Annotated in this window: 17 protein-coding genes and 2 pseudogenes; 12 read left to right on the top strand and 7 right to left on the bottom strand. The window is 67.9% G+C overall.

Translation table 11 applies throughout. The annotated features are described in order from the left end of the window. Nucleotides 1–45: 45 nt before the first annotated feature. Nucleotides 46–909 (top strand): glucose-1-phosphate thymidylyltransferase RfbA, encoded by an 864-nt coding sequence (rfbA, locus tag ACZ9CK_RS14015; protein WP_476050236.1) that lies wholly within the window; start codon nucleotides 46–48, stop codon nucleotides 907–909. Here the strand turns inward: rfbA and ACZ9CK_RS14010 are convergent. Continuing rightward, nucleotides 906–1,382 (bottom strand): Lrp/AsnC family transcriptional regulator, encoded by a 477-nt coding sequence (locus tag ACZ9CK_RS14010; RefSeq protein ID WP_476050235.1) that lies wholly within the window; start codon nucleotides 1,380–1,382, stop codon nucleotides 906–908. The two genes, rfbA and ACZ9CK_RS14010, sit on opposite strands and share 4 nt — an antisense overlap. Nucleotides 1,383–1,620: 238 nt before the next feature. Between ACZ9CK_RS14010 and ACZ9CK_RS14005 the strand changes: the two genes are divergently transcribed. Genes ACZ9CK_RS14005 through ACZ9CK_RS13995 form a run of 3 tightly spaced genes read left to right on the top strand, consistent with a single transcriptional unit; the run spans nucleotide 1,621 to nucleotide 5,491 of the window. Further along, entirely contained in the window at nucleotides 1,621–2,802 is a 1,182-nt protein-coding gene (locus ACZ9CK_RS14005) for a thiamine pyrophosphate-dependent enzyme (protein ID WP_426299452.1), read from the top strand. Continuing rightward, nucleotides 2,799–3,923: an alpha-ketoacid dehydrogenase subunit beta gene (locus ACZ9CK_RS14000; RefSeq protein ID WP_426299450.1), complete on the top strand. Its 1,125-nt coding sequence runs from the start codon at nucleotides 2,799–2,801 to the stop codon at nucleotides 3,921–3,923. The genes ACZ9CK_RS14005 and ACZ9CK_RS14000 overlap by 4 nt, the downstream gene beginning before the upstream one ends. Nucleotides 3,924–3,925: 2 nt before the next feature. Beyond that, nucleotides 3,926–5,491, top strand: a complete 1,566-nt coding sequence (locus ACZ9CK_RS13995; RefSeq protein WP_476050234.1) for a dihydrolipoamide acetyltransferase family protein — start codon at nucleotides 3,926–3,928, stop codon at nucleotides 5,489–5,491. A gap of 26 nt (nucleotides 5,492–5,517) precedes the next feature. On the opposite strand, the gene ACZ9CK_RS13990 is transcribed toward ACZ9CK_RS13995, so the two are convergent. Beyond that, nucleotides 5,518–7,044: an FAD-dependent oxidoreductase gene (locus ACZ9CK_RS13990; protein ID WP_476050233.1), complete on the bottom strand. Its 1,527-nt coding sequence runs from the start codon at nucleotides 7,042–7,044 to the stop codon at nucleotides 5,518–5,520. A 244-nt stretch (nucleotides 7,045–7,288) separates the two neighbouring features. Between ACZ9CK_RS13990 and ACZ9CK_RS13985 the strand changes: the two genes are divergently transcribed. After that, nucleotides 7,289–8,098: an MBL fold metallo-hydrolase gene (locus ACZ9CK_RS13985; RefSeq protein ID WP_426299444.1), complete on the top strand. Its 810-nt coding sequence runs from the start codon at nucleotides 7,289–7,291 to the stop codon at nucleotides 8,096–8,098. Here ACZ9CK_RS13985 and ACZ9CK_RS13980 read toward each other — a convergent pair whose 3' ends face one another. Continuing rightward, entirely contained in the window at nucleotides 8,099–9,562 is a 1,464-nt protein-coding gene (locus tag ACZ9CK_RS13980) for an APC family permease (protein WP_476050232.1), read from the bottom strand. Nucleotides 9,563–9,872: 310 nt separating this feature from the next. On the opposite strand from ACZ9CK_RS13980, the gene ACZ9CK_RS13975 reads away from it, so the two are divergent. Both ACZ9CK_RS13975 and ACZ9CK_RS13970 read left to right on the top strand, forming a co-directional pair. Beyond that, nucleotides 9,873–11,072, top strand: a complete 1,200-nt coding sequence (locus ACZ9CK_RS13975) for a MinD/ParA family ATP-binding protein (RefSeq protein WP_476050231.1) — start codon at nucleotides 9,873–9,875, stop codon at nucleotides 11,070–11,072. Between the two features lie 151 nt (nucleotides 11,073–11,223). Continuing rightward, nucleotides 11,224–12,444 carry an MFS transporter gene (locus ACZ9CK_RS13970; protein ID WP_476050230.1) on the top strand — a complete coding sequence of 407 codons (1,221 nt, stop codon included), beginning with the start codon at nucleotides 11,224–11,226 and terminating at the stop codon, nucleotides 12,442–12,444. Nucleotides 12,445–12,472: 28 nt separating this feature from the next. On the opposite strand, the gene ACZ9CK_RS13965 is transcribed toward ACZ9CK_RS13970, so the two are convergent. Then, nucleotides 12,473–13,474 carry a phosphatase PAP2 family protein gene (locus ACZ9CK_RS13965; RefSeq protein WP_426299436.1) on the bottom strand — a complete coding sequence of 334 codons (1,002 nt, stop codon included), beginning with the start codon at nucleotides 13,472–13,474 and terminating at the stop codon, nucleotides 12,473–12,475. 155 nt (nucleotides 13,475–13,629) lie between these two features. On the opposite strand from ACZ9CK_RS13965, the gene ACZ9CK_RS13960 reads away from it, so the two are divergent. From ACZ9CK_RS13960 to ACZ9CK_RS13940, 5 genes and pseudogenes are all read left to right on the top strand, one after another. After that, the gene (locus ACZ9CK_RS13960) at nucleotides 13,630–15,048 is read left to right on the top strand and encodes an ABC transporter substrate-binding protein (RefSeq protein WP_426299434.1); all 1,419 of its coding nucleotides are present in this window, start codon (nucleotides 13,630–13,632) and stop codon (nucleotides 15,046–15,048) included. After that, complete coding sequence (locus tag ACZ9CK_RS13955; protein ID WP_426299432.1) at nucleotides 15,045–16,004, top strand: carbohydrate ABC transporter permease; 960 nt, start codon at nucleotides 15,045–15,047, stop codon at nucleotides 16,002–16,004. Before ACZ9CK_RS13960 ends, ACZ9CK_RS13955 begins: the two co-directional genes overlap by 4 nt. An 8-nt stretch (nucleotides 16,005–16,012) precedes the next feature. After that, a complete protein-coding gene (locus tag ACZ9CK_RS13950; protein WP_426299430.1) occupies nucleotides 16,013–16,882 on the top strand; it encodes a carbohydrate ABC transporter permease in 870 nt (289 codons plus the stop codon). 28 nt (nucleotides 16,883–16,910) lie between these two features. Next, a pseudogene (locus ACZ9CK_RS13945) lies at nucleotides 16,911–17,357 on the top strand (glycoside hydrolase family 32 protein); the annotation flags it as partial. Nucleotides 17,358–17,481: 124 nt separating this feature from the next. Then, nucleotides 17,482–18,309 (top strand): GH32 C-terminal domain-containing protein, encoded by an 828-nt coding sequence (locus ACZ9CK_RS13940; protein ID WP_476050229.1) that lies wholly within the window; start codon nucleotides 17,482–17,484, stop codon nucleotides 18,307–18,309. 69 nt (nucleotides 18,310–18,378) lie between these two features. Here the strand turns inward: ACZ9CK_RS13940 and ACZ9CK_RS13935 are convergent, their stop codons facing one another. The 3 genes and pseudogenes from ACZ9CK_RS13935 to ACZ9CK_RS13925 form a co-directional block, all read right to left on the bottom strand. After that, nucleotides 18,379–19,452 carry a LacI family DNA-binding transcriptional regulator gene (locus ACZ9CK_RS13935; protein ID WP_476050228.1) on the bottom strand — a complete coding sequence of 358 codons (1,074 nt, stop codon included), beginning with the start codon at nucleotides 19,450–19,452 and terminating at the stop codon, nucleotides 18,379–18,381. An 82-nt stretch (nucleotides 19,453–19,534) separates the two neighbouring features. Next, nucleotides 19,535–20,110, bottom strand: coding sequence for a DUF2510 domain-containing protein (locus tag ACZ9CK_RS13930; protein WP_476050937.1), 576 nt, complete (start codon nucleotides 20,108–20,110; stop codon nucleotides 19,535–19,537). A 69-nt stretch (nucleotides 20,111–20,179) separates the two neighbouring features. Continuing rightward, nucleotides 20,180–20,290, bottom strand: a pseudogene (locus ACZ9CK_RS13925) (DUF2510 domain-containing protein); the annotation flags it as partial. Between the last annotated feature and the right edge of the window lie 69 nt (nucleotides 20,291–20,359).

Genomic DNA, 20,359 nt, shown 5'->3' with positions numbered 1-20,359 from the left:
ACTCTAGCCTTGCGGAAGCAAAGCCGGGAGGACATGATTTGGCGTATGCGCGGGATCATCCTGGCCGGGGGGACGGGTTCAAGGCTTCACCCGATCACCCTCGGGATCAGCAAGCAGCTGGTGCCGGTCTACGACAAGCCGATGATCTATTACCCGCTGTCCACCCTGATGCTCGCCGGAATCCGCGACATCCTGGTGATCACCACGCCACGGGACGCCGGGCAGTTCCAGCAGTTGCTGGGCGACGGCTCCCAGTTCGGGATCAGCCTCAGCTACGTCGAGCAGCCTTCGCCGGACGGCCTGGCCCAGGCGTTCATCCTGGGGGAGCGGCACATCGGCAGCGACGCCGTGGCCTTGGTGCTGGGCGACAACATCTTCTACGGACCCGGCATGGGCCAGCAGCTTGAGCGCTTCACGGACGTCGACGGCGGTGCGGTCTTTGCGTACTGGGTGCAGAACGCGGGGGCGTACGGCGTGATCGAGTTCGACGACGCCGGCCAGGCCATTTCGCTCGAGGAAAAGCCGGCGAACCCGAAGAGCAACTACGCGGTTCCCGGGCTCTATTTCTACGACAACGACGTCATCGACATCGCCAAGGGGCTGCGCCCGTCCGAGCGCGGCGAACTGGAAATCACGGACATCAACCAGACGTACCTCAAGAACGGAAAGCTGCACGTGGAGGTGCTTCCCCGCGGGACCGCCTGGCTGGACACCGGAACCTTCGCCGACCTTAACGATGCCTCCAGCTTTGTGCGCACGGTGGAAAACCGGCAGGGCTTCAAGATCGGCGCTCCCGAGGAAATCGCGTGGCGCCAGGGCTACATCTCTGCCGATGACCTGCGCCACCGCGCCGAAGCGCTGATGAAGAGCGGCTACGGGAAATACTTGCTGGGGCTGCTGGAGTCCTAGCGGGTGTCCACGTCCTCGAACACGAGGAAAGTCTGGGTATCAATGATTCCCGGCATGGACTGGAGCTGGTCGAAAATGACCCTTCGCAGGTGGACGTTGTCCGTGGCGCGTACAAGCAGGATCACATCGAAACTGCCGCCTACCAGCGCGATGTGCTGGACCTCGGGGATCGCCCGGAGCTGCTCGCGAAGGGTCCGCCAGGAATGCTGCTGCACCTTCAGCGTTACGTAGGCCGAGGACTTCAGCCCGGCCTTGACCGGGTCCACCACGGCCGTGAACTTGGTGATGACCCCTTCGCCGGTGAGGCGCCCGATCCGGGAATAGGCGTGGGCTCGGCTGATGTGCACATTGCCGGCCACCTGCGTGACCGACATCCGTCCGTCGCGCGTGAGCTCGGTGATGATGTCCCGGTCCACGTCATCCAAGGAAACTTCCTGTGGAGCCTCCGCCGGCTCCTGCTCCGTTTCGGCCACGGCCCCTCCCTCCCCGCAGGAACACCTGCGCAATTCGTCCACCTGCGGCCGGTAACCCAGCTCACATTCTGCAATTCGTCTTTCAGACTAGCCAGTTTCTGAAAGCTCTTCCATGATTCGGGTCAACACTGGATACGAAACTTCGCCAAGGACCATACTTGAGGCAAATAGTGCAATCGTCGTCCCGAGCGCCCGCCACCTTGTGGCGGGAAGGGACCCATGTGCGAAGGACGGACCAATGACGATCTCCGCAAGCCAGGAGTCCAACACGGACCAGGCATCCGAAGTTCGGCGCAAGTTCGGCATCAGCGTCGAGGACTACATGCTCCCGGCACGCCGCCAGATCCAGATGGTGGCCCCGGACGGCACGCTCAAGCCGGACGCCGAACAAGGCACCGAACCCGGCCACGAATACCCCATCCCCGGCGATGCCGAACTCATGGCCGCTTATGAGCAGCTCGTCGTCGGGCGCCGCGTCAACGACCAGAACTCGGCGCTCGTCCGGCAGGGCCGCATGGCTGTCTACCCCTCCAGCCACGGGCAGGAAGCCTGCCAGGTGGCCGCCGCCATGTGCCTGGACGAGGGCGACTGGCTCTTCCCGACCTACCGGGATGCCGTTGCCGTCATGGCCAAGGGCGTGGACCCCGTGCAGGCCATGACCATCTTCCGCGGCGACTGGCATGGCGGCTACAACCCCCAGGAACACCATGTGGGCATCCAGTGCACCCCGCTGACCACCCAGCTGCTGCACGGCGTCGGCGTGGCCCACGCCGCCAAGCTCCGCGGCGAGGACACCGTGGTGCTGGCCATGTGCGGCGACGGCGCCACCAGCGAAGGGGACTTCCATGAGGCCCTGAACTTCGCCGCGGTCTTCCACCTGCCGGTGATCTTTTTCGTGCAGAACAACAAGTACGCCATCTCAGTGCCGCTGAGCCACCAGTCCGTGGCACCGTCCCTGGCGCACAAGGCAGTGGGCTACGGCATGGCCGGCGAACGCGTGGACGGCAACGACCTCATGGCCCTGCTGGCCGTGCTGGACCGGGCCGTGAAGCTTGCCCGCGAAGGATCCGGGCCGCTGCTGGTCGAAGCCAACACCTACCGTATGCAGGCCCACACCAACGCCGACGACGACACCCGCTACCGCGACAACGCCGAGGTCAGCGAGTGGAAAGCCAAGGATCCGCTCAGCCGCATGGACACCTACCTCAGGAGCCGCGGATTGCTCGACGACGACGGCGCCGCCAAGATCTCGGAACACGCCGAAGCGGTTGCCACGCAGCTGCGCGAGGGCCTCGGCGAGGACGTTCCGGTGGAGCCGCAGAACCTCTTCCGCTATGTCTTTTCCAAGCCCACACCGCAGCTGCAGGAACAATCCGCGCTCCTGGCAGACGAGCTCGCACGCGAGGAGAGCGCAAAATGACCATCACCACGTCATCGGAGGCGAACGGCAACGTCAGCGCCGCCACCGCCAGGGCTGCCGCGGCAGCAGCCGCCGTCGCCGAAACCCCGTCGCGTCGGGAAAGCACCGCCCCCCAGAGCGTCACTATGGCCAAGGCCCTCAACACCGCCATGGCCGACGCCATGCGCGACGACCCCTCGGTGCTGGTCTTCGGCGAGGACGTCGGCCGCCTGGGCGGTGTCTTCCGCATCACCGACGGCCTCATGGATACCTTCGGCGAACAGCGCTGCTTCGACACCCCGCTGGCCGAATCCGGGATCGTGGGCATGGCCGTGGGCATGGCGATGAACGGCATGCGGCCCGTCATCGAGATGCAGTTCGATGCCTTCGCCTACCCGGCCTTCGAACAGATCGTCAGCCACGTGGCCAAGATGCATAACCGTACGCGGGGCGCCCTCAAGCTGCCCATGGTCATCCGGGTGCCCTACGCCGGCGGGATCGGCGGCGTGGAGCACCACTGCGACTCCTCCGAGTCGTACTACGCCCACACGGCCGGCCTGAAGGTCTTCACCCCGGCCACCGTGGCCGATGGCTACCGGTTGCTGCGCGAAGCGATCGACTCCGACGACCCCGTGATGTTCATGGAGCCCAAGAAGCTGTATTGGTCCAAGGACCAGGTGGACCTGGACGCCCTTGCCGCCGAACACGCCGCCAACCGCGCCGCAGGAAACAGCAGCGAGGGGCGGGCCGCCGTCGCCCGCTCCGGAACGGACGCCACCCTGATCGCCTACGGCCCCTCCGTTCCCACCGCGCTCGCCGCCGCGGCGGCAGCGGCCGAGGAAGGCCGCTCCCTGGAGGTGATCGACGTGCGGACCATCGTGCCATTCGACGACGAGACGGTCTCTGCGTCCGTCCGCAAGACCGGCCGGGCTGTGGTGATCGCCGAAGCGCACGGCTTCGCCTCAGTGGCCTCCGAAATCGTGGCCCGCGTCCAGGAACGCTGCTTCCACCACCTCGCCGCCCCGATCCGCCGGGTCACCGGCTTCGACGTCCCGTACCCCGCTCCGAAGCTGGAGCACTACTACCTGCCAAGCGTCGACCGCATCCTCGACGCCGTCGACGAGCTGCAATGGGAGAACTGACCATGAGCGCCGAACTGCAAGTCTTCCGCCTCCCGGACCTCGGCGAAGGCCTCACCGAAGCCGAACTGCTGAGCTGGCTCGTGGCCGTGGGCGACGAAATCCGCGTCGACCAGCCCATCGCGGAGGTCGAAACCGCAAAGTCCGTCGTAGAGGTGCCGTCGCCGTACGCCGGTACCGTGGCCGTCCTGCACGGCGAGCCTGGCCAGACGCTCGACGTCGGGAAGCCGCTGATCTCCGTGGCTCCGGTTGGGGCTTCTGCACCGGAGTCCGCTGTTGGTTCCGGCGGGTCCGCTGGGTCCGCTGTTGGTTCCGGGGCCTCCGCGGATGATGCCGCCCCCGCCCCTTCGGTGGACGGCTCTGCTGCAAGCAGCGAGCAGTCCACCTCAGGAAGGCCCGAGGCCACTCCCGGGGCGGCATCATCCGCTCCGGCTTCGGCGGGTATGTCGCCGGCGGCATCGCCTGGTCCGGCCTCGGCTGTTGGCTCACCTTCTGCCGCCGAAACGTACCAGACCGAGGAGCGGGCCGGGTCCGGGAATGTGCTTATTGGGTACGGGACGTCGGGCGGGGGAGAGGCCCGGCGGACGCGGCCTCGGAAGGTTCCTGCCGCCGTCGGGGTTCCTGCAGCTGCAGTCCCAGCGGGACCGTCGCGGGTTCCTGGCAAGTTGTCCGCCGTGATTTCTCCGCTGGTGCGGAAAATGGCCCGGGACCACGGGGTTTCCCTGGATACCGTTCCCGGCTCGGGGGAGAGCGGGCTTATCCTGCGGCGCGATGTGGAGGCCGCCATCGCCGAGCCGCGGAAGGCCGTGCCGGTGACGGCTCCCGCGGAAGCGCCGGCTGGACCCGTGGATGCCCGGACCGGGCTCCCGGTGGCCTCGCGTTCGGCGGTCCGCGGAGTGCGCAAGGCTGTGGCCGCGAACATGGCACGGAGCCGCTCCGAGATCCCCGAAGCCACGGTGTGGGTGGACGTGGACGCCACCGCGCTGCTGGAGATGCGGGCAGAGCTGAAGAAGCGCGAAGAGCACCGTACACCGGGCCTGCTGGCATTCATCGCCCGCTTCGTCACAGCCGGCCTGAAGAAGTATCCGGAGCTGAACACGCGCTTCGAGACCCTGACGGACGGCAGCCAGGAGATCGTCGCCTTCAGCGGCATCAACCTTGGTTTCGCCGCCCAGACTGAACGCGGCCTCGTGGTGCCCTCGGTCCGCGGTGCGGACAGGCTCAGCGCCCGCGAACTGGACGCCGAGATCCGCCGGCTCACCGCCGTCGCACGCGACGGCAAGGCCACCCCGGCCGAACTGGGCAGCGGCACCTTCACGCTGAATAATTACGGGGTGTTCGGCGTGGACGGATCGGCCGCAATCATCAACTACCCCGAAGTGGCGATGCTGGGTCTCGGCCGGATCATCGACAGGCCGTGGGTGGTGGACGGCCAGCTCGCGGTGCGGAAGGTCACCGAGCTGACGCTCGCCTTCGACCACCGGGTGTGCGACGGCGAAACTGCGGCCGGGTTCCTCCGCTACGTGGCGGACGCCATCGAGAACCCGGGCATAGTGCTCTCGGACCTCTAGGCTCCCAGGCCTTGGAGGCGGGAATCCTACTGCAGCTTGAGCAGGTTGTGAGTGGCCGGACCTTCCAGGAGCTTGCCCGAGGCTGAATAGCGGGAACCGTGGAGCGGGCAGTCCCAGGACTGTTCGGCGTCGTTCCAGTGCAGGATGCCGCCCAAGTGGGCGCAGTGTGCGGACAGGCGGCAGGTGACTCCGTCCACGGTGCAGACCGCGGCGGGCTTGCCATGGAACAGCCCCGTGACGCCGGTGCCCTCCGCAGGTGTGGTTTCTTCGGTGATCTCGGGCTTGTCTTTCAGCGCGGCGTTGTCCCGCAGGTTCTGCAGCTGGGTGTCCATGTTGAATGACACGGCCGACGCCGCACCCCGGGGACCGGTGGTCCTTTGGTGGATGGTGCGTGCCCAGGAAGGCTGGGGGCTGCCTGTGATGTCGGAGACGATGTCCAAGGCCGAGGCCACGCCGTTGGTCATGCCCCATTTGTTGTAGCCGGTGCCGAAGAGTATCTTGCCGCGGCCCCGGGGCAGCTTGCCGAAGAAGGGCATGAGGTTGACCGCCTGGTAGTCCTGCGCGGACCACGTGTGCGCGACCTCGGCGCCCGGATAGTGTCCCTGTGCCCAGGCTATGAGTTGTTCCAGATTGGCCTTGGGCGACGGCGCCCGTCCGCCCGGGTGCCCAAAGCCGCCGACCAGCAGGAGCCTGCCGTCGGGGGCCGCGCCGTCGGAAGTTCCGCCGTCGGGTCCCGGATAGTCGCGGATCGAACGGGTGGGGGGCTCGGCGGAGAGGTACATTCCCGGTGGTGGGTTGACGCCGTCCGGGAGCCGTAGCGCTGCGGCATAGGAGCGGTTGGGACGGAGCTTGGCAAAGTAGAGTCCGCGGTTCAGGACAGGCGTGCCGGTGGCCAGGACCACCGTCCCGGCGCGGACGTCGCCTCGCCGGGTGATCACCGTGAGCGGATCGCCGGCGTGGACGTTCATGAGCCGCACGCCTTCGACGATGCTTCCGCCGGCCTCCCTGACATCCGCAGCGAGCGCCCTCAGCACGTCCATCGGGTTGAACTGGGCCTGGCGCGGAAGGCGCAGGGCGCTTTCGACGTCGAACGGCAACCCCGTTTCGCGGGTGGCCTCCGCCTGCAGGCCGGCCGCCAGCGACACTTCCAGTTCAGTGCGCAGCCGCTCGGCTCCCGCAGTGGTGGTGGCAAAGGTGTAGGCGTCGCGGTATTGGAACGGCACGCCGCGCCCCTCGAGGTAGTCCAGCAGCCACTCCTGTGCCGCCCGGTTCGCGTCCACGTAGGCGTGGACTTGCCGGATCGAGAACATGCTGCGCAGCCCGGACAGCACCGTGCCTTGGAGCAGGCTCAGCTTGGCCGTGGTGTTCCCGGTGGCCGCTGCCCCGACGTGGCGCCCTTCAAGGACGAGGACGCTATGGCCCGCCCGGGAAAGCATGACGGCGGTGGCCAGTCCGGTGATCCCTGCGCCCGCAACGACGACGTCGTAGCTGCCTCCGGGGGTGAACTGATCGCTGTCGATCCTGGTGCCGTTCTGATGCCACAAGGAATCCATGGCAGATGCCCCTTCCGCCGGTCGGGAGCAACCACGCCGGAGGTGGTCCGTCTGCTGCCCGGCACACCTTCAGGGAAGCAGACGGCGGGGCGGGAAACAAGAGCTTGCGCGCCGCCGTCGGGCGTTCGCAAAAGACCGATGCAGCCGCGCCTGGCACGAAGCCGTTCCTCCCCGTTGTGCCGCCGCTCCGTGGGTAGAATCAAGGCCTGGACACCGCCGGAACGCATCTGGATACGGAGACGAAATGTCAGCTTGGCTCGAAGTAGGCCCGGACAACTATGTGCTGGAAACCCCTGGGCGGTTGCTGAACACGGGCCTGGTGGCGGGCCAGGAACGGGCCATGGTGATCGACACCGGCAGCGGGCCCCGCCAGGGCCGGGAAATCCTGGCAGCCGTCCGTGAAAAGACGCAGCTGCCGCTGGTGGTGGTCAACACCCACGCGCACTACGACCACTTCTTCGGCAATGCGGTGTTCGCCGATGCCGGCGTCACTGAGTTCTGGGCGCATGTCAACTGTGCCGCGACGATCGACGACGACGCCGACCACCAGCGCCGCCTGGTGGCGGACATCGAGCCGGAAATGGCCGCCGGAAGCGGGGAAGCGGTGGAGATCGTCATCCCGAACGCCATCGTCAAGGACCAGCCGGTGTTGGTGGACCTGGGCGGACTGACCGCCACCTTGTTCTACCTGGGCCGCGGCCACACCGACGGCGACCTGCTGGTGGGCACTCCGAGCACCCTTTTCGCCGGCGACCTGGTGGAACAGGGCGCCCACCCTTCCTTCGAAGATTCCTACCCGGAAGAGTGGGCGGATGCGCTGCGGCACATCTCAGCCCTGCGCCACCGCTACGAGTTCCTGATCCCCGGCCACGGGAAGCCCTGCAGTGACCAGTTCGTCAAGACCCTCGCCGACACGATGAGCACCGCGGTCCGCCAGGCCCGGCAGTCCATCCGCGACATGCCCACCGACGCCACCAAGGCGATCCCCGTGCTGCCGTACGGTCCCGAGCAGTCGCGCTGGTTCATCAAACGTCTCCAGGAGACGTCCCACTGATCAGTTGAATCGTTCGAGGTCCAGGTTCAGCCCCTCATAGACGGCGGGGCGCCGGGACTTCAGCCATGCCGCAGTGGCCACGCCCGCCAGGACGGCGGCCGCCAGCAGCCAGGGCAGGGCGCCGATTGCCGGGTTGTCCGAACCGGCCAGCGCCGGGAAGTTCGCGATCGCCAGCCCGACGATCAGGGCCAGGCCCACGGCGCCGAGGCCGGGGGCGGCGAGCGTCCGCCACAGCCTCGGGTCCCGCTGGCGCCGGAAATGCACGACGACGGCCACAGCCGCCATGAGCTGCAGGCTCAGGATGCCGAGGGTTCCGAAGCCCGTCATGGACGCGGTGAGTGCGGTGATCGGGTCGAGCCCGGCAAGCCAGAAGGTGAAGGCAATGCCCGTGCCGAAGGCCAGCTGGGCCATGCTGGCGTTCTGCGGGGCGCCGCTGCCCGGGCGGGTGCGGCCCAGGGCGGGCGGGAGGACGCCGACGCGTCCGAAGGCGTAGATGTACCGGCTCGCTGAATTGTGCAGGGCCAGCAGCGCCGCAAAGAGGGAGACAAGCAGCAACACCATCATGGCCTTGGTCAGGAAATCGCCCAGGTATTCGGTGGAAATCGCAAAGACCAAGTCGCCGGTGGCCAGGTGTTCCACGGCAGTTCCCTGCGCCTGCTCCACTCCGAGTGCGCTGACGATCGCCCAACTGGTGAAGGCCGCGAAGGCGCCGATGAAGAGGATGGACAGATAGGTGGCCCTCGGGATGGTCCGGCGCGCATCCCTGGCTTCCTCGCCGAAGAGGCCGGTGGCCTCGAAGCCCACAAAGCAGTTGGCGGCAAACAGCAGTCCGAGGCCCAGCGAGCCGGAAAACACGAACTCGGGCGAGAATGCTGCGGGCGCGAAGCCGTGGCGGAACAGCACCGAGAAGTCCAGGACCAGCAGGATCGACACTTCCAGCACCAGGCAGACCCCCAGGACCTTGGCGCTGACATCGATGCCGCGGCGGCTGAGCAGGAAGACGGCGGCAACCGAGACCAGACTCCACAGGAACCAGGGAAGGTCCAGGCCGCTGAGGTCCTTGACGACTGTCGCGGTGAAGAAGCCGGAAGTTCCAATGGCTCCGGCGACGAAGCAGTTGTAGCCGAGCATGGCGATGAAGCCGGCGGCGAGTCCGAACGGCCGGCCCATGCCGCGCACGACAAAGGCGTAGAAGCCGCCGGCGCTGACCAGGGTTCGGGCCATCTGGGCGTACCCGACTGCGAAGAGCAGCAGGATGGCAGTGGCGATGAGGAAGGAACCGGGCATGCCGCCGCCGTTGCCCACGGCGATGCCGATGGTTGCGATCACGATGATGCCGGTCAGCGGTGCCACCGCGGCGAGGACGAGGAACACGATGCCGCCGACGCCGAGCGCATCGCGCCGCAGCTCCTGCCGCGGTGCCGTCATGGAGGGCTGCCCAAGGGACTGTGGTGAAGGTCTCATGCAGGGAGTATGGTCTCCCGAAGCCTGCCGCGACTTGTTCCTGCGTGTGTTCGCTTTGTCACACAGCGCAGGGTGGACCGGAGCGTGAAGGCGGTCTTGAACTGCAGCGTTGTCGACGGGCGCTTAGACTTAGCGTTTGATGCATTTCAATCGAGCTCCGCAGCGCCGGCCGTTGCGGGTCCGGGGGGACGACACCATGGCGGATTCCGTGCAGAACGACAACGACCCAGCTACCGCTACCGAAGGGCAGCCAGAGTTCCGCAGTCGCCGCGATCGCCGGCGTGCCGAGGACGATGCCCGGACAGGAACCATGCCAATCGTCCCCGCAAACAAGCCAGAACCGGGAACCGCCTCGGGCGGACTCATCCAGAGCAGCTCCTGGGCCGCGGCGGCCGCCGCGGCCGATGCCACCGGCACCGAAACGGGCCTCGCGGAAGAGACCGCGGCAGGAACCGCGGCAACTGCGGGGTGGGAAGGCCAGACGCCCGGACCGGATGCCGCCGTCGTCAACGATCCGGTCACGGAAGAGGTGCCCGGCTCGGCGCGTTCGGCGGAACGCGCGGCGCTGCGCTCGGCGCCGATGCCGGACTCCATCAGCTCCCCGGGTGCTTTCGTGAGGGAACAGAAGCCGCGGCCCGTCGGCGGGTTCCGCGGAGCCGTCTACCGGCTCACCGGCGGTGCCTGGAACATGGGTCCCAGCGCCAAGCAGCGCCAGGAAGACGAGCTGGCGCGCCGGATCTCCCGGCAGCTGCAGGGCAGCTTCAACACCGCGATCCTGAGCCTCAAGGGCGGTATCGGCAAGACCTCCACCACAGTGGGCGTGGGCCTGACCCTGGCCGAATACCGCGGGGACCCGCCGTGCGCCATCGACGCCAACCCGGACTCCGGCGACCTCGTGGAACGGGCGCTCGGCGAAGGCATCTACCAGCGGTCCACCCCGCGCACCATCACCGACCTGCTGGGCAACCTGGAGAGCATCGACTCCCTGACGGGGTTGTCCCGCTACATGCACCACGCCGGCCGCCTGCACCTGATTGCGGGGGAGCAGGACCCGGAAGTCTCGGACTCCCTCACCGCGGCGGAGTACCTGAAGATCCGCCAGCTGATTTCCAGCTACTATTCCGTGGCCCTGACGGACTGCGGCACCGGCGTCACCCACAACGCCATGAAGGGCATCCTGCAGTCCGCGGACAACCTCATCATCGCCGCCGGGTACGCCGTCAGCGGCGCCAAGCGGGCCCGCAGCACCCTGCACTGGCTCGCCAGCCACGGCTACGAGGACCTGGCCCGCAACGCGATCGTGGTCATCACGGACAAGGACGAGGTCTCCTCCCGTGTGGACAAGAGCGCGATCGAGGAACACCTCTCCGGGATCTGCCGCCAGCTGATCGCCGTGCCCCACGACAGGGGAGTGGCCGACGGCGACCTCGTCACCCTGGACGTGCTGCGGCCGGAAACCCGCCGCGCCTACAAGGAGATCGCTGCCGCAATCGTTGACGGCTACGTCTAGCAGGCGATGGCAGCCAACAAATGCTGTGGCTCCTGAAGCCCTGATCCGGGCGGACCTTTCGGATTGATCTCGGAGGCCGGCGCCGCGCTCTACGAGGCCAAGGCGCTCGGCAGGAACCGCGTGGTCACCTGTTCGTCCTAGGATGAGGGGAATGAGCACCACCAGAACTTCCCCGGCATTTTCCCTGCGCAGCATCGCCCTCCCCGCCTTCGGGCCCACGGTGCTGTTCTGCCTCGGTGAAGGCGCGGTGCTTCCGGTGGTGGTGCTGTCCGCCCGGGAACTGGGCGCCTCCGCGGCCCTTTCGGCCCTACTGGTCACGCTCATCGGCGTGGGGTCCTGGCTGTTCAACATCCCGGCCTCGCTCATCACCATCCGTATCGGGGAGCGCTGGGCCATCACCGGAGCGGGCGCGATCGGTGCACTGGCGCTCGCGGCGGCCGCACTCGCCCCGCGACTGCACCAGGGCCTGTGGCTGCTGGCCGTGGCCATGACGATCGTCGGAATGGCCACCAGTGTCTTCAACCTGGCCCGGCAGAAGTACCTCACTGAAGCCGTGCCGGTGGAATTCCGGGCGCGGGCGCTGTCCACCCTGGGCGGCAGCACCCGGATCGGGGTGTTCATCGGCCCCTTCGTGGGTGCCGGGGCGATGCAGTTCCTCGGCATCGCCGGCGCCTACTGGGTGGGGGCCGTGGCGATGGCGGCCGCGGCGGGCCTCTCGCTCACCATTCCTGACCTGGTGGCGAAGGGCGCCGGAACACCCGGCGTTGCCACGGGGCCGGAGCCGACCCTCCGGTCTGTCGCGTCCGCCCATGCCCAGGTCCTGTTCGCGGTGGGCACCGGCGTGCTGCTGCTGGCTGCGCTGCGCGCCTCGCGGCAGGTCGTCATCCCGTTGTGGGCGGACCACCTGGGCCTGGACGCCACCCACGCCTCGCTGATCTACGGCGTTTCCGGTGCCATCGACATGCTGGTGTTCTACCCGGCCGGCAAGCTCATGGACCGCAAGGGCCGGCTCTGGGTAGCCCTGCCGTCCACCGTGGTCATGGGCATTTCACTGTTCCTCATCCCCTTGTCCGGCGGATTCGTCGGCCTGGGGCTGGCGGCCATGCTGATCGGGTTCGGCAACGGCATCAGCTCCGGGCTGGTCATGACGCTGGGCGCCGACTTCTCGCCCGAGCGCGGCCGGGGCCAGTTCCTGGGCCTGTGGCGGTTCATCGCCGACGCCGGAAGCACCGGCGGCCCGATGCTTCTCTCCGCGATGACGGCGGCGGTTTCCCTTGCCGCCGGGATCTGGTCGTGCGGGGTGCTCGGCCTGGCCGCCGCGGCGGTGTTCACCGTCGCGCTTACGAAACTGAGGCATCGCCGGAACTACTAGGACCCGCGGCCTGGCCCGGTGTGACCGCCTACCGTTTGCGTGCGGCCCGGCCGAACAGCCACGTGGCGGCTACCGTCCCCAGGTACCCCGTGATCACGATCAGTGAGACGCCGGCCCAGAAATAGTTGGTGGTGCTTTCTTCCTGGGCCAGCCCGGGAATACCTACCCCCAAGGGCGCGATCCTGAGCAGCGAGTAGACGGCGACTCCCGCCGAAAGCAGCCCGGCCAGCACGGAAAGCGTCAGCCAGAGCCGGGAGGACGCCCAGTGCTCGCCGTGCCCGCCCCACACGTTCCAGCGGTTGCCAGTGCGCATCACCAGCCAGCCGGCGGGCAGCATCACGGCACCGGTCACGAGGAACGCCGCGACGACGTCGGCAGGCCGGTGCCACTGGTTGACCAGCGTGGACACCCCGGCCGCCACGGCGAAGGTGCCGCCCAGGAAGCCCGCCAGCGGCCGCCAGCGCGGGGAGGCCACCAGGAACACCGCGGCGGCGGCCGAGGCAGCCAGCGTGGTGTGCCCCGAGGGCAGCGAATTCAGTTCCAATGTCTGGACGCCCGTGAACGGCCGGTCCGGGAACCAATCCTTGAGCAGCTGCGTCGCCAGGTTCGCGACGGCGCAGGCCGCCACCGCGATGCCCGCCGCCTTCCAGCGCCGCCGGGCCAGGGTGACGAACAGGACCACGACGGCGGCTATCGCCAGGGAGGTGCCCGGCAGGAGGTCCAGGAAACGCGTCGTGGCCCTGCCGGCAGGGCCGTGAAGTTCGCCGGCCTCGACGAGGGCCGATTCGTCGATGTACTGGCCGGTGGTGGTCTGGACGAAGAAGTAGTAGCTGGCCACAAGCCCGGCCACACAGGCCAGGGTGGCCAAAGCGAAGGGCAGGCCGCTGCCTTTTGCGGCCGGGCGCCCGCCGGTTCCTGCGGGGCGGCCGGTTTCCCGCTGCCACTCGCTTTCCCGCTGTCCGCCGGCTTCCCGCTGTCCGCCGGCTTCCCGTTGTGCGGGCCGGAGGCTGCTGTCCCTTCGAAAAATCATCCCTTTCAGGGTGCCACACCGCGCCCGGCAGGACACAGCGCATTCCCTGGGCGGTAGCTGGGTGCCGGTGAGGAAGCGGCAACTAGCTTGTGACTCTTGACACGTGTTAGGTTGAGGATTTACAGTTCCTAACACGTGTTAGGAAGGAAAAAGACATGCCAGGAAGCAATGGGAAGCTGCGTGAAATCTCACGCAGGACCGCCCTTGGCGCCTTGGGTGTGGGAATTGTCGGGGCAACCGTGGCGTCGTGGCCGCGGCTGACCGGTACCGACATCCCCGGCCGCGGCGACAACAGCCTCAGCATCGCCATCATGGGTACCGCCGCGGACGCCGCTGCCCGCCAGAAGGTGGTCGACGCATTTGCCAAGGTCCACCCGGACATCAAGGTGAAGGTCCAGGCCATCCAGGCCGTGGACTGGAAGGACTTCTTCACCAAGATCCTCACCATGGTGGCCGCCGGAACGCCGCCGGATGTGGTGTACGTGGCCACGGAAGGTGCCCAGCTGTTCGCCGAAAAGCTGGCCCACCCGCTGGACGAGTACCTGCGCCGGGACGCAGGGCACATGAAGGAGTACTTCGCGGACGTCCACCCCAGCCTGGTGGAAGCCTTCATGTACAAGGGCAGCCTGTTCCAGCTCCCCATCGACTGGAACGCCGCCAACATGTACTACAACACCAAGGCCCTGCAGCAGGCAGGCCTGGAGCGGCCGGCGGACGACTGGACCCACCTGGACTTCCGCAGCACCCTGGCCGCGATGCGCAAGGCCCGGCCCTCGGACTTCACACCGTACTACTGGACCAACCGGCTCTTCGGCGGCGTGGTGCCGTGGCTCTACGCCAACGACACCAGCTTCCTGAAGGAAACCAAGTCCACCGGCGGCAGATGGCTGTGGGACAGTTTCTACGCCAACGACCCCACCCGCGGCATGCGCTCGGGCGGCTACCAGTGGCTCGAGCCCAACGCCAATGATCCGAAGGTCTTCGAATCCTTCGACTTCCTGCGAGGGCTGGTCAAGGACGGCCTGGGTGTGCGCCCCGAAGAAGGCGGCGGCAACTCGCTGGTGGGCCTCTTCGCCTCCAACCGGATCGGCACCACGCCGGCCGGCGGCTACTGGGTCCAGGGCCTGAGCGAGGCCGGCATGAAGCAGGACGACTACGATGTCCAGTTCTTCCCGAGGTGGCGCACCCAGCGGCACCAGTTCGGCACCGCCGGCTACGCGATCATGAAGACCGCCAAGGACAAGGACGCCGCCTGGGAATGGGTGAAGTTCAGCTCCAGCCTGGAGGCCATGCAGATCGTCTTCCCCACGCCGAACACCACCCCGGCCCGGCGCTCCATGGTCAATGAGCAGCTGTATGCGGGCAAGGGCCCGCGGCACTGGAAGGTCTTCTACGACACCCTCGACCGGTTCCCCAGCACCGGTCCCATTCCCGCACCACCCCAGCAGGCCGCCGTCGAGACGGCCTTGATGAAGAACGTGTCCCTGGCCGTCAGCGGTGACGAGCGGCAGCTGAAGTCGGCACTCGACTCGCTGCAGAGGGACCTCGAATTTGCCTTGAGGAGGCAGCCATGAGCACCGCAAGCGACACGCGCGTGCGCACCAAAGCCCTGCGCGGCAACAGCGCCGGCCAAGCCGGCAAGGCACGCCGCTCCGGCCGCGAACGCCAGCCCTGGCTGCCCTGGATCTTCCTGGCACCGACCATCGTGGGCATGGGCATCTTCACCGTCCTGCCCATCATCGCCTCGGTGGCCCTGGCCTTCTTCCGCTGGGACATCATCTCGGCGCCGAGCTTCGTGGGCTTCGAGAACTTCGCCGAAGTCGTCCAGGACCCCACGGTCCGGGTGTCGTTCCTGAACACCATCCTGTTCGTGGTGGTGGCCGTGGCCCTGCAGCTGGGCCTTGCCCTCGGGCTGGCCATCATGGTCCAGGAGAAGCTTCCGGCCTGGCTGCGGGTCTTCTTCCGCAGCGCCTTCTTCTTCCCGCTGATCCTCTCCGCCGCCTCGGTATCGATCTTCATGCGGTACCTCTTCAACGAGCAGTTCGGCGTGGTCAACTGGCTGCTGTCCCTCGTGGGCATCCCCGCGGTTCCCTGGCTGACGACGCCGGGCGGTTCCGCCGCCGTCGTGATCCTGGTGTACGTGTGGCAGAACTTCGGCTTCTCCTTCCTGCTGTTCATCGGCGGGCTGGCCTCGATCCCGGTGGAAACCTATGAGGCGGCGTCGCTGGATGGCGCCACGGGCTGGCGCAAGCACGTCCATGTGACCCTGCCGTTGCTCAGCCCCACCACCCTGGTGGCCTCCGTGATGGCGATCATCAACGCCCTCCAGGTCTTCGACCAGCCCTTCGTGCTCACCCGCGGCGGCCCCGGCGACTCCACCCGCACGGCCGTGATGGTGATCTTCGAGTCCGCGTTCCAGCGGCTTGAATTCGGCCAGGCCTCGGCGATCGGCGTGATCCTCACACTGATCATCATGGCCATCACGGCCGCGCAGTTCCGGCTCAGCAAACGATTCGTCTTCTACCAGTGAGGCCCGCCATGACCACCACCATCAAGCGCACCGCCGCTGAGCGGGTTGTCCACCGCAGGAAGCGCGATTGGTCCGTCGCCGGCCGCATCGTGCTCCTCTCCATCGCCGCGGTACTGGTCCTCGGACCCGTGCTGTGGACCCTGTCCACCTCCCTGCGTCCGCCCGCGGAGTCGTTCCAGCTGCCGCCGTCGTTCCTGCCGCTGAACCCGGACTTCGTCTCCTACGGACAGGTCTTCAAGCAGCTGAACATCATCGCCCTCGTCATCAACAGTGCCCTGGTCACCGGGCTGATCGCCGTCGGGCAGATGATCACGGCGGCACTGGCCGGCTACGCCTTCGCGAACCTCAGGTTCCGCGGTCGCGGCGCCCTGTTCTCGGTGGTGCTGGCCACCATGATGGTGCCCGCCCAGGTCACGATCGTTCCGGTCTTCATGCTGATCCGCGGCGTGGGACTCTCCGACACGCTGCTGGCCCTGATCCTGCCGGCGATCCCGACGGCGTTCGGCACCTTCCTGATGCGCCAGTACTTCCTGGGGCTGCCGGCCGACCTCGCCGAGGCCGCCGCGATCGACGGCGCCTCCCCGTGGCGGACCTTCCGTTCCGTGTACGCGCCGCTGGCAATGCCGGGACTGTCGATCGTGGGCATCCTGGCGTTCAACTTCCACTGGAACGAGTTCTTCCGGCCGCTCATCATGACCATCTCGGAGCAGAACTTCACGCTCCCGCTGGGCCTGGTCTCACTGCAGGGCAACCTCGGCACCGGAAGCATCTCCGTGGTGCTCGCCGGCGTCGTGCTCTCCATGATCCCGGCCCTGGTGGTCTTCATGTTCGGCCAGCGCGCCCTCCGGGACGGCCTCACCGCCGGTACCGGCAAGTAATACAACCCATCCGAAAAGGAAACCCTTCATGAACAACCCGGACCTGGCCGCAGCCGTCACCGCGGCCGGCCACGCCGACAGCCCTGGGGACCCTGCGTTTCCGCGCCTGCATCCCCGCCCGGCGCAGGGCTGGATCAACGATCCCAACGGCGTCAGCTATATCAACGGCCGCTACCACGTCTTCTTCCAGTACAACCCGGACTCCGCCCGGCACCACCGGATCTGCTGGGGGCACGTCAGCTCCCCCGACCTGCTGCACTGGGACGAGCACCCGGTGGCGCTGCGGCCCCAGGACGGCGGGCCGGACGACTTCGGCTGCTGGACCGGCGTGGTGACGGACGACGACGGCGTGCCCACCGCCGCGTACTCGGGCGTCCGTTCGGGTGAAGGAGCGTCCCAGGTGGTCATCGCCCGGGGTTCGGCCGACCTGGTGCAGTGGACGCAGGACGGCCATGTGGCGGTGTCCATGCCGGAAGACCCGCAGGTCACGGCCGTGCGGGATCCCTTCCTCTTCCGCTTCGAGGGCCGGCGCTACGCGATCCAGCGGCGCCGGGCTTGCCGACGGCCGTGCCGCGCTGCTGCTCTACCGGGTGGACAGCATGGACGCCTGGGATTACCAGGGAATCTGGCTGACCACGGACAACCCGGCCGGTGCCGGGCACGAGGTGAACAGGGCCGAGATCTGGGAGTGCCCGCAGCTGGTGCGGATCGCCGATGGTCAGGGCGGCACCGCCTGGCTGGCGATGTTCTCGCTTTGGCAGAAGGACGACGACCACGAACACGCCCTCGGTGTCGGCCATCTGCTCGGCACCATGGTTGCGGACCCGGCAACGGGCCTGCCCGTGTTCACCCCGCACAGCGCCGGCAAGTCGGACTACGGCCGGGACTTCTATGCCCCGCAGGTCACCCAGCTCGACGACGCCCCGGACGGCACCCCGCGGGCACTGCTCTGGGGCTGGGCCAACGAGGGACCGGGCCGGGACGGGCGGCGCGGCCGCAGCCAGGCGGAGATCGACGCCGCGGGCTGGGCCGGCGTGCTCACGCACCCGCGCGTGCTGTCCGTCGTCGCGGGGTCGCTCGCGGTAGCTCCGGCACCGCAGATCGACGGCTACCGTCATGCGCGGCTGGCCGAGGCCGCCGTCGGAAGTGTGGAGCTTCCGGCCTTCGCGGAGGCCCGGGTCACTGCGGAGACCCCCTCCGCCGGCGGCGAGGTGCGCCTGGTGCTTGGTGATGCCCAGACCGTGTTCGCGGAGCCGCTGGCCGCGGGCGAAGAACTCCGGGTCTTCATCGATGCCTCCCTCGTGGAGGTGTACCGCAGCGGTGCCGTGGCGACGACGCTCCGGGCCTACCCGGCCCCGGACGAGGAATGGCGGCTGGAACTTCCCGCCGGTGCAAGCGCTGAAGTCTGGGAGCTGGCGGGACCGTAGCCTCGGCGCTCACCCAACTGACTCGCAGTTGTGGTCGTTTTGAGCCCTCAAAACGACCACAACTGCGAGCTACTTGGGGGAACCGGGCGGGACCGGGCCCGTGGATTCCCGGATCACCAGGCGGCAGGGGACCATCGTTTCCAGGGGGTCGCCAGCGTCCTGGTCCGCTGCCTCCTCGACGGTCCCTTCCACCGCGTCCAGCAGCTTCGTCATCGCCGCCGCACCCATCTCGCGAAGGGGCAGTGCCATGGTGGTCAGTGCCGGGACCATGGTGTTCGCGATCCGGAATTCGTCGTCGTAGCCCATGATCGACAGGTCCCGCGGCACGCTTAGCCCCAGCCTGGCGGCGGCCAGCACGACGCCGACGGCGAGGCGGTCGTTCGCGCACATGATCGCCGTCGGGCGTTCGGCGGGGGCCACACCGTCGAGCAGTTTCATGGCACCGTGGAAGCCGGTATCGATATCCCAGCCGGCCAGGAAGGCCCGGTCCCCGCGCACAGGCAGCCCGGCTGCAGAAAAGGCCGATTGGAAACCCTGGACCCGCAAGGGCGCCGCCGGCGAGCTTTGCGCCCCGGCGAGGAATGCGATGTCGCGGTGCCCCAGGCCAAGCAGGTGCTCGGTGGCTTCGCGGCCGCCGGACACTTCGTCCGGAATGACGTGGTGCAGGCGCGGGACGGGGGCGTTGTCGATGCAGTTGGCCAGGATGGACGGCACCCGCAGCATGCCCTGGGGCACGTCGAGCGGCTTGAGGCCCACGGTGACGTACATGAGCCCGTCCACCTGCCGGTCCAGCAGCGTCTCCACGGCGCTGGCATCCCGGGAGGAGTCAAGCTCGGTGTCCATCACCACGGTGACGAAGCCGCGGCTGCGGGCGACGTCGTCGGCGCCGCCGATGATGTTGCCATCGAAGGGGCTGGTCACCACCTCGTCCGAGACGATGCCGATCACTCGTGTCCGTTGATTGCGCAGGCTCAGGGCGATGGGGTTGGGGGAGTAGTTCAGCTCGGCGGCGGCCTGCCGGATCCGGTCCTGGCTCTCCTTCGCCACGTTGCCGTCGCCCCGGCCGTTGAGCACCAGGGACACGGCGCTGCGGGAGACGCCCGCGCGCTTCGCGACGTCGAGCGCGGTTGCCTTGCGTTGCATCCCAACTCCTTCACACTGCGTTTTCCAGCAGTCTACCTAACGCGTGTGAGGGAAGGACGGCATTGTCCCGTGGCCGGAACGGCTAGCTGCGGAGCGAAGACATCAACTGGACCATGATGGCGGAGACCTTGATTGAGGTGACCACTGTGCTCAGCAAGAAGGTTCCGATCAGGGCCCACACCGGGGCGAGGCCACGCCCGGCCGCGACCCCGTGCACAATGACGGAGCGGCCGATGACGTAGACGGCAGGGCCGAGGAAGCACCAGGCCCAGTGGAAGGGGCGCACTACGCCGTCCTGGCTGAGCTTCTGCCAATCGAGGTACGCCAGCAGCACCGAAACCCCGTACAGCAGGAAGCCCGAAACGACGATCGCGAAATACCAGGGCGTGAACATCGAGGTGGGGTCCAGCACCTGCCGGGAGCCCAGGGTGCGGAAGCGCAGTTCGGGGTTCCACGCCAGCAGGAAAATGAGCGACAGCAGCGGCAGCAGCACCACGCCCCAGATGAACGGGTTGAGGACCGGCGTCCGGCTGTCGAGCTTCGGCCGCTCGGCCGGTGCGCCGAGGAGGGGAGGGACGTTCCCCTGGGTGGTCCACGGCGAAGGGGACGCTTGGGCCGTCGGCCACTGAACGGGCGGCACGCCTTGGGCGGGCGGCACGCCTTGGGAGGGCGGACCCTGAACCGGTGGCGTTGGGCGCACGTTCCCGGGCATGCTTCCGGGCTGCGGGGAGTAATGGTTTGTCCAAGCCACGCCGTCCCACCAGCGGGACCGTCGCGGGTCCGCAGGGTCGGAGTACCAGCCTGGAGGTGGGGTGGAACCGCTGCCGGGGTGCGTCATGGTGAGCTCCCAAAATGTGCTTGTCCACTGAGGATAACCCTCCCGAGGCAAACGCGCGCCCCCTCGCGG

This window comes from Arthrobacter sp. TE26545 (genome assembly GCF_056279005.1).
Note: the sequence above shows the minus strand (reverse complement) of the source record. Positions and strands in the feature narration are given on the sequence as shown.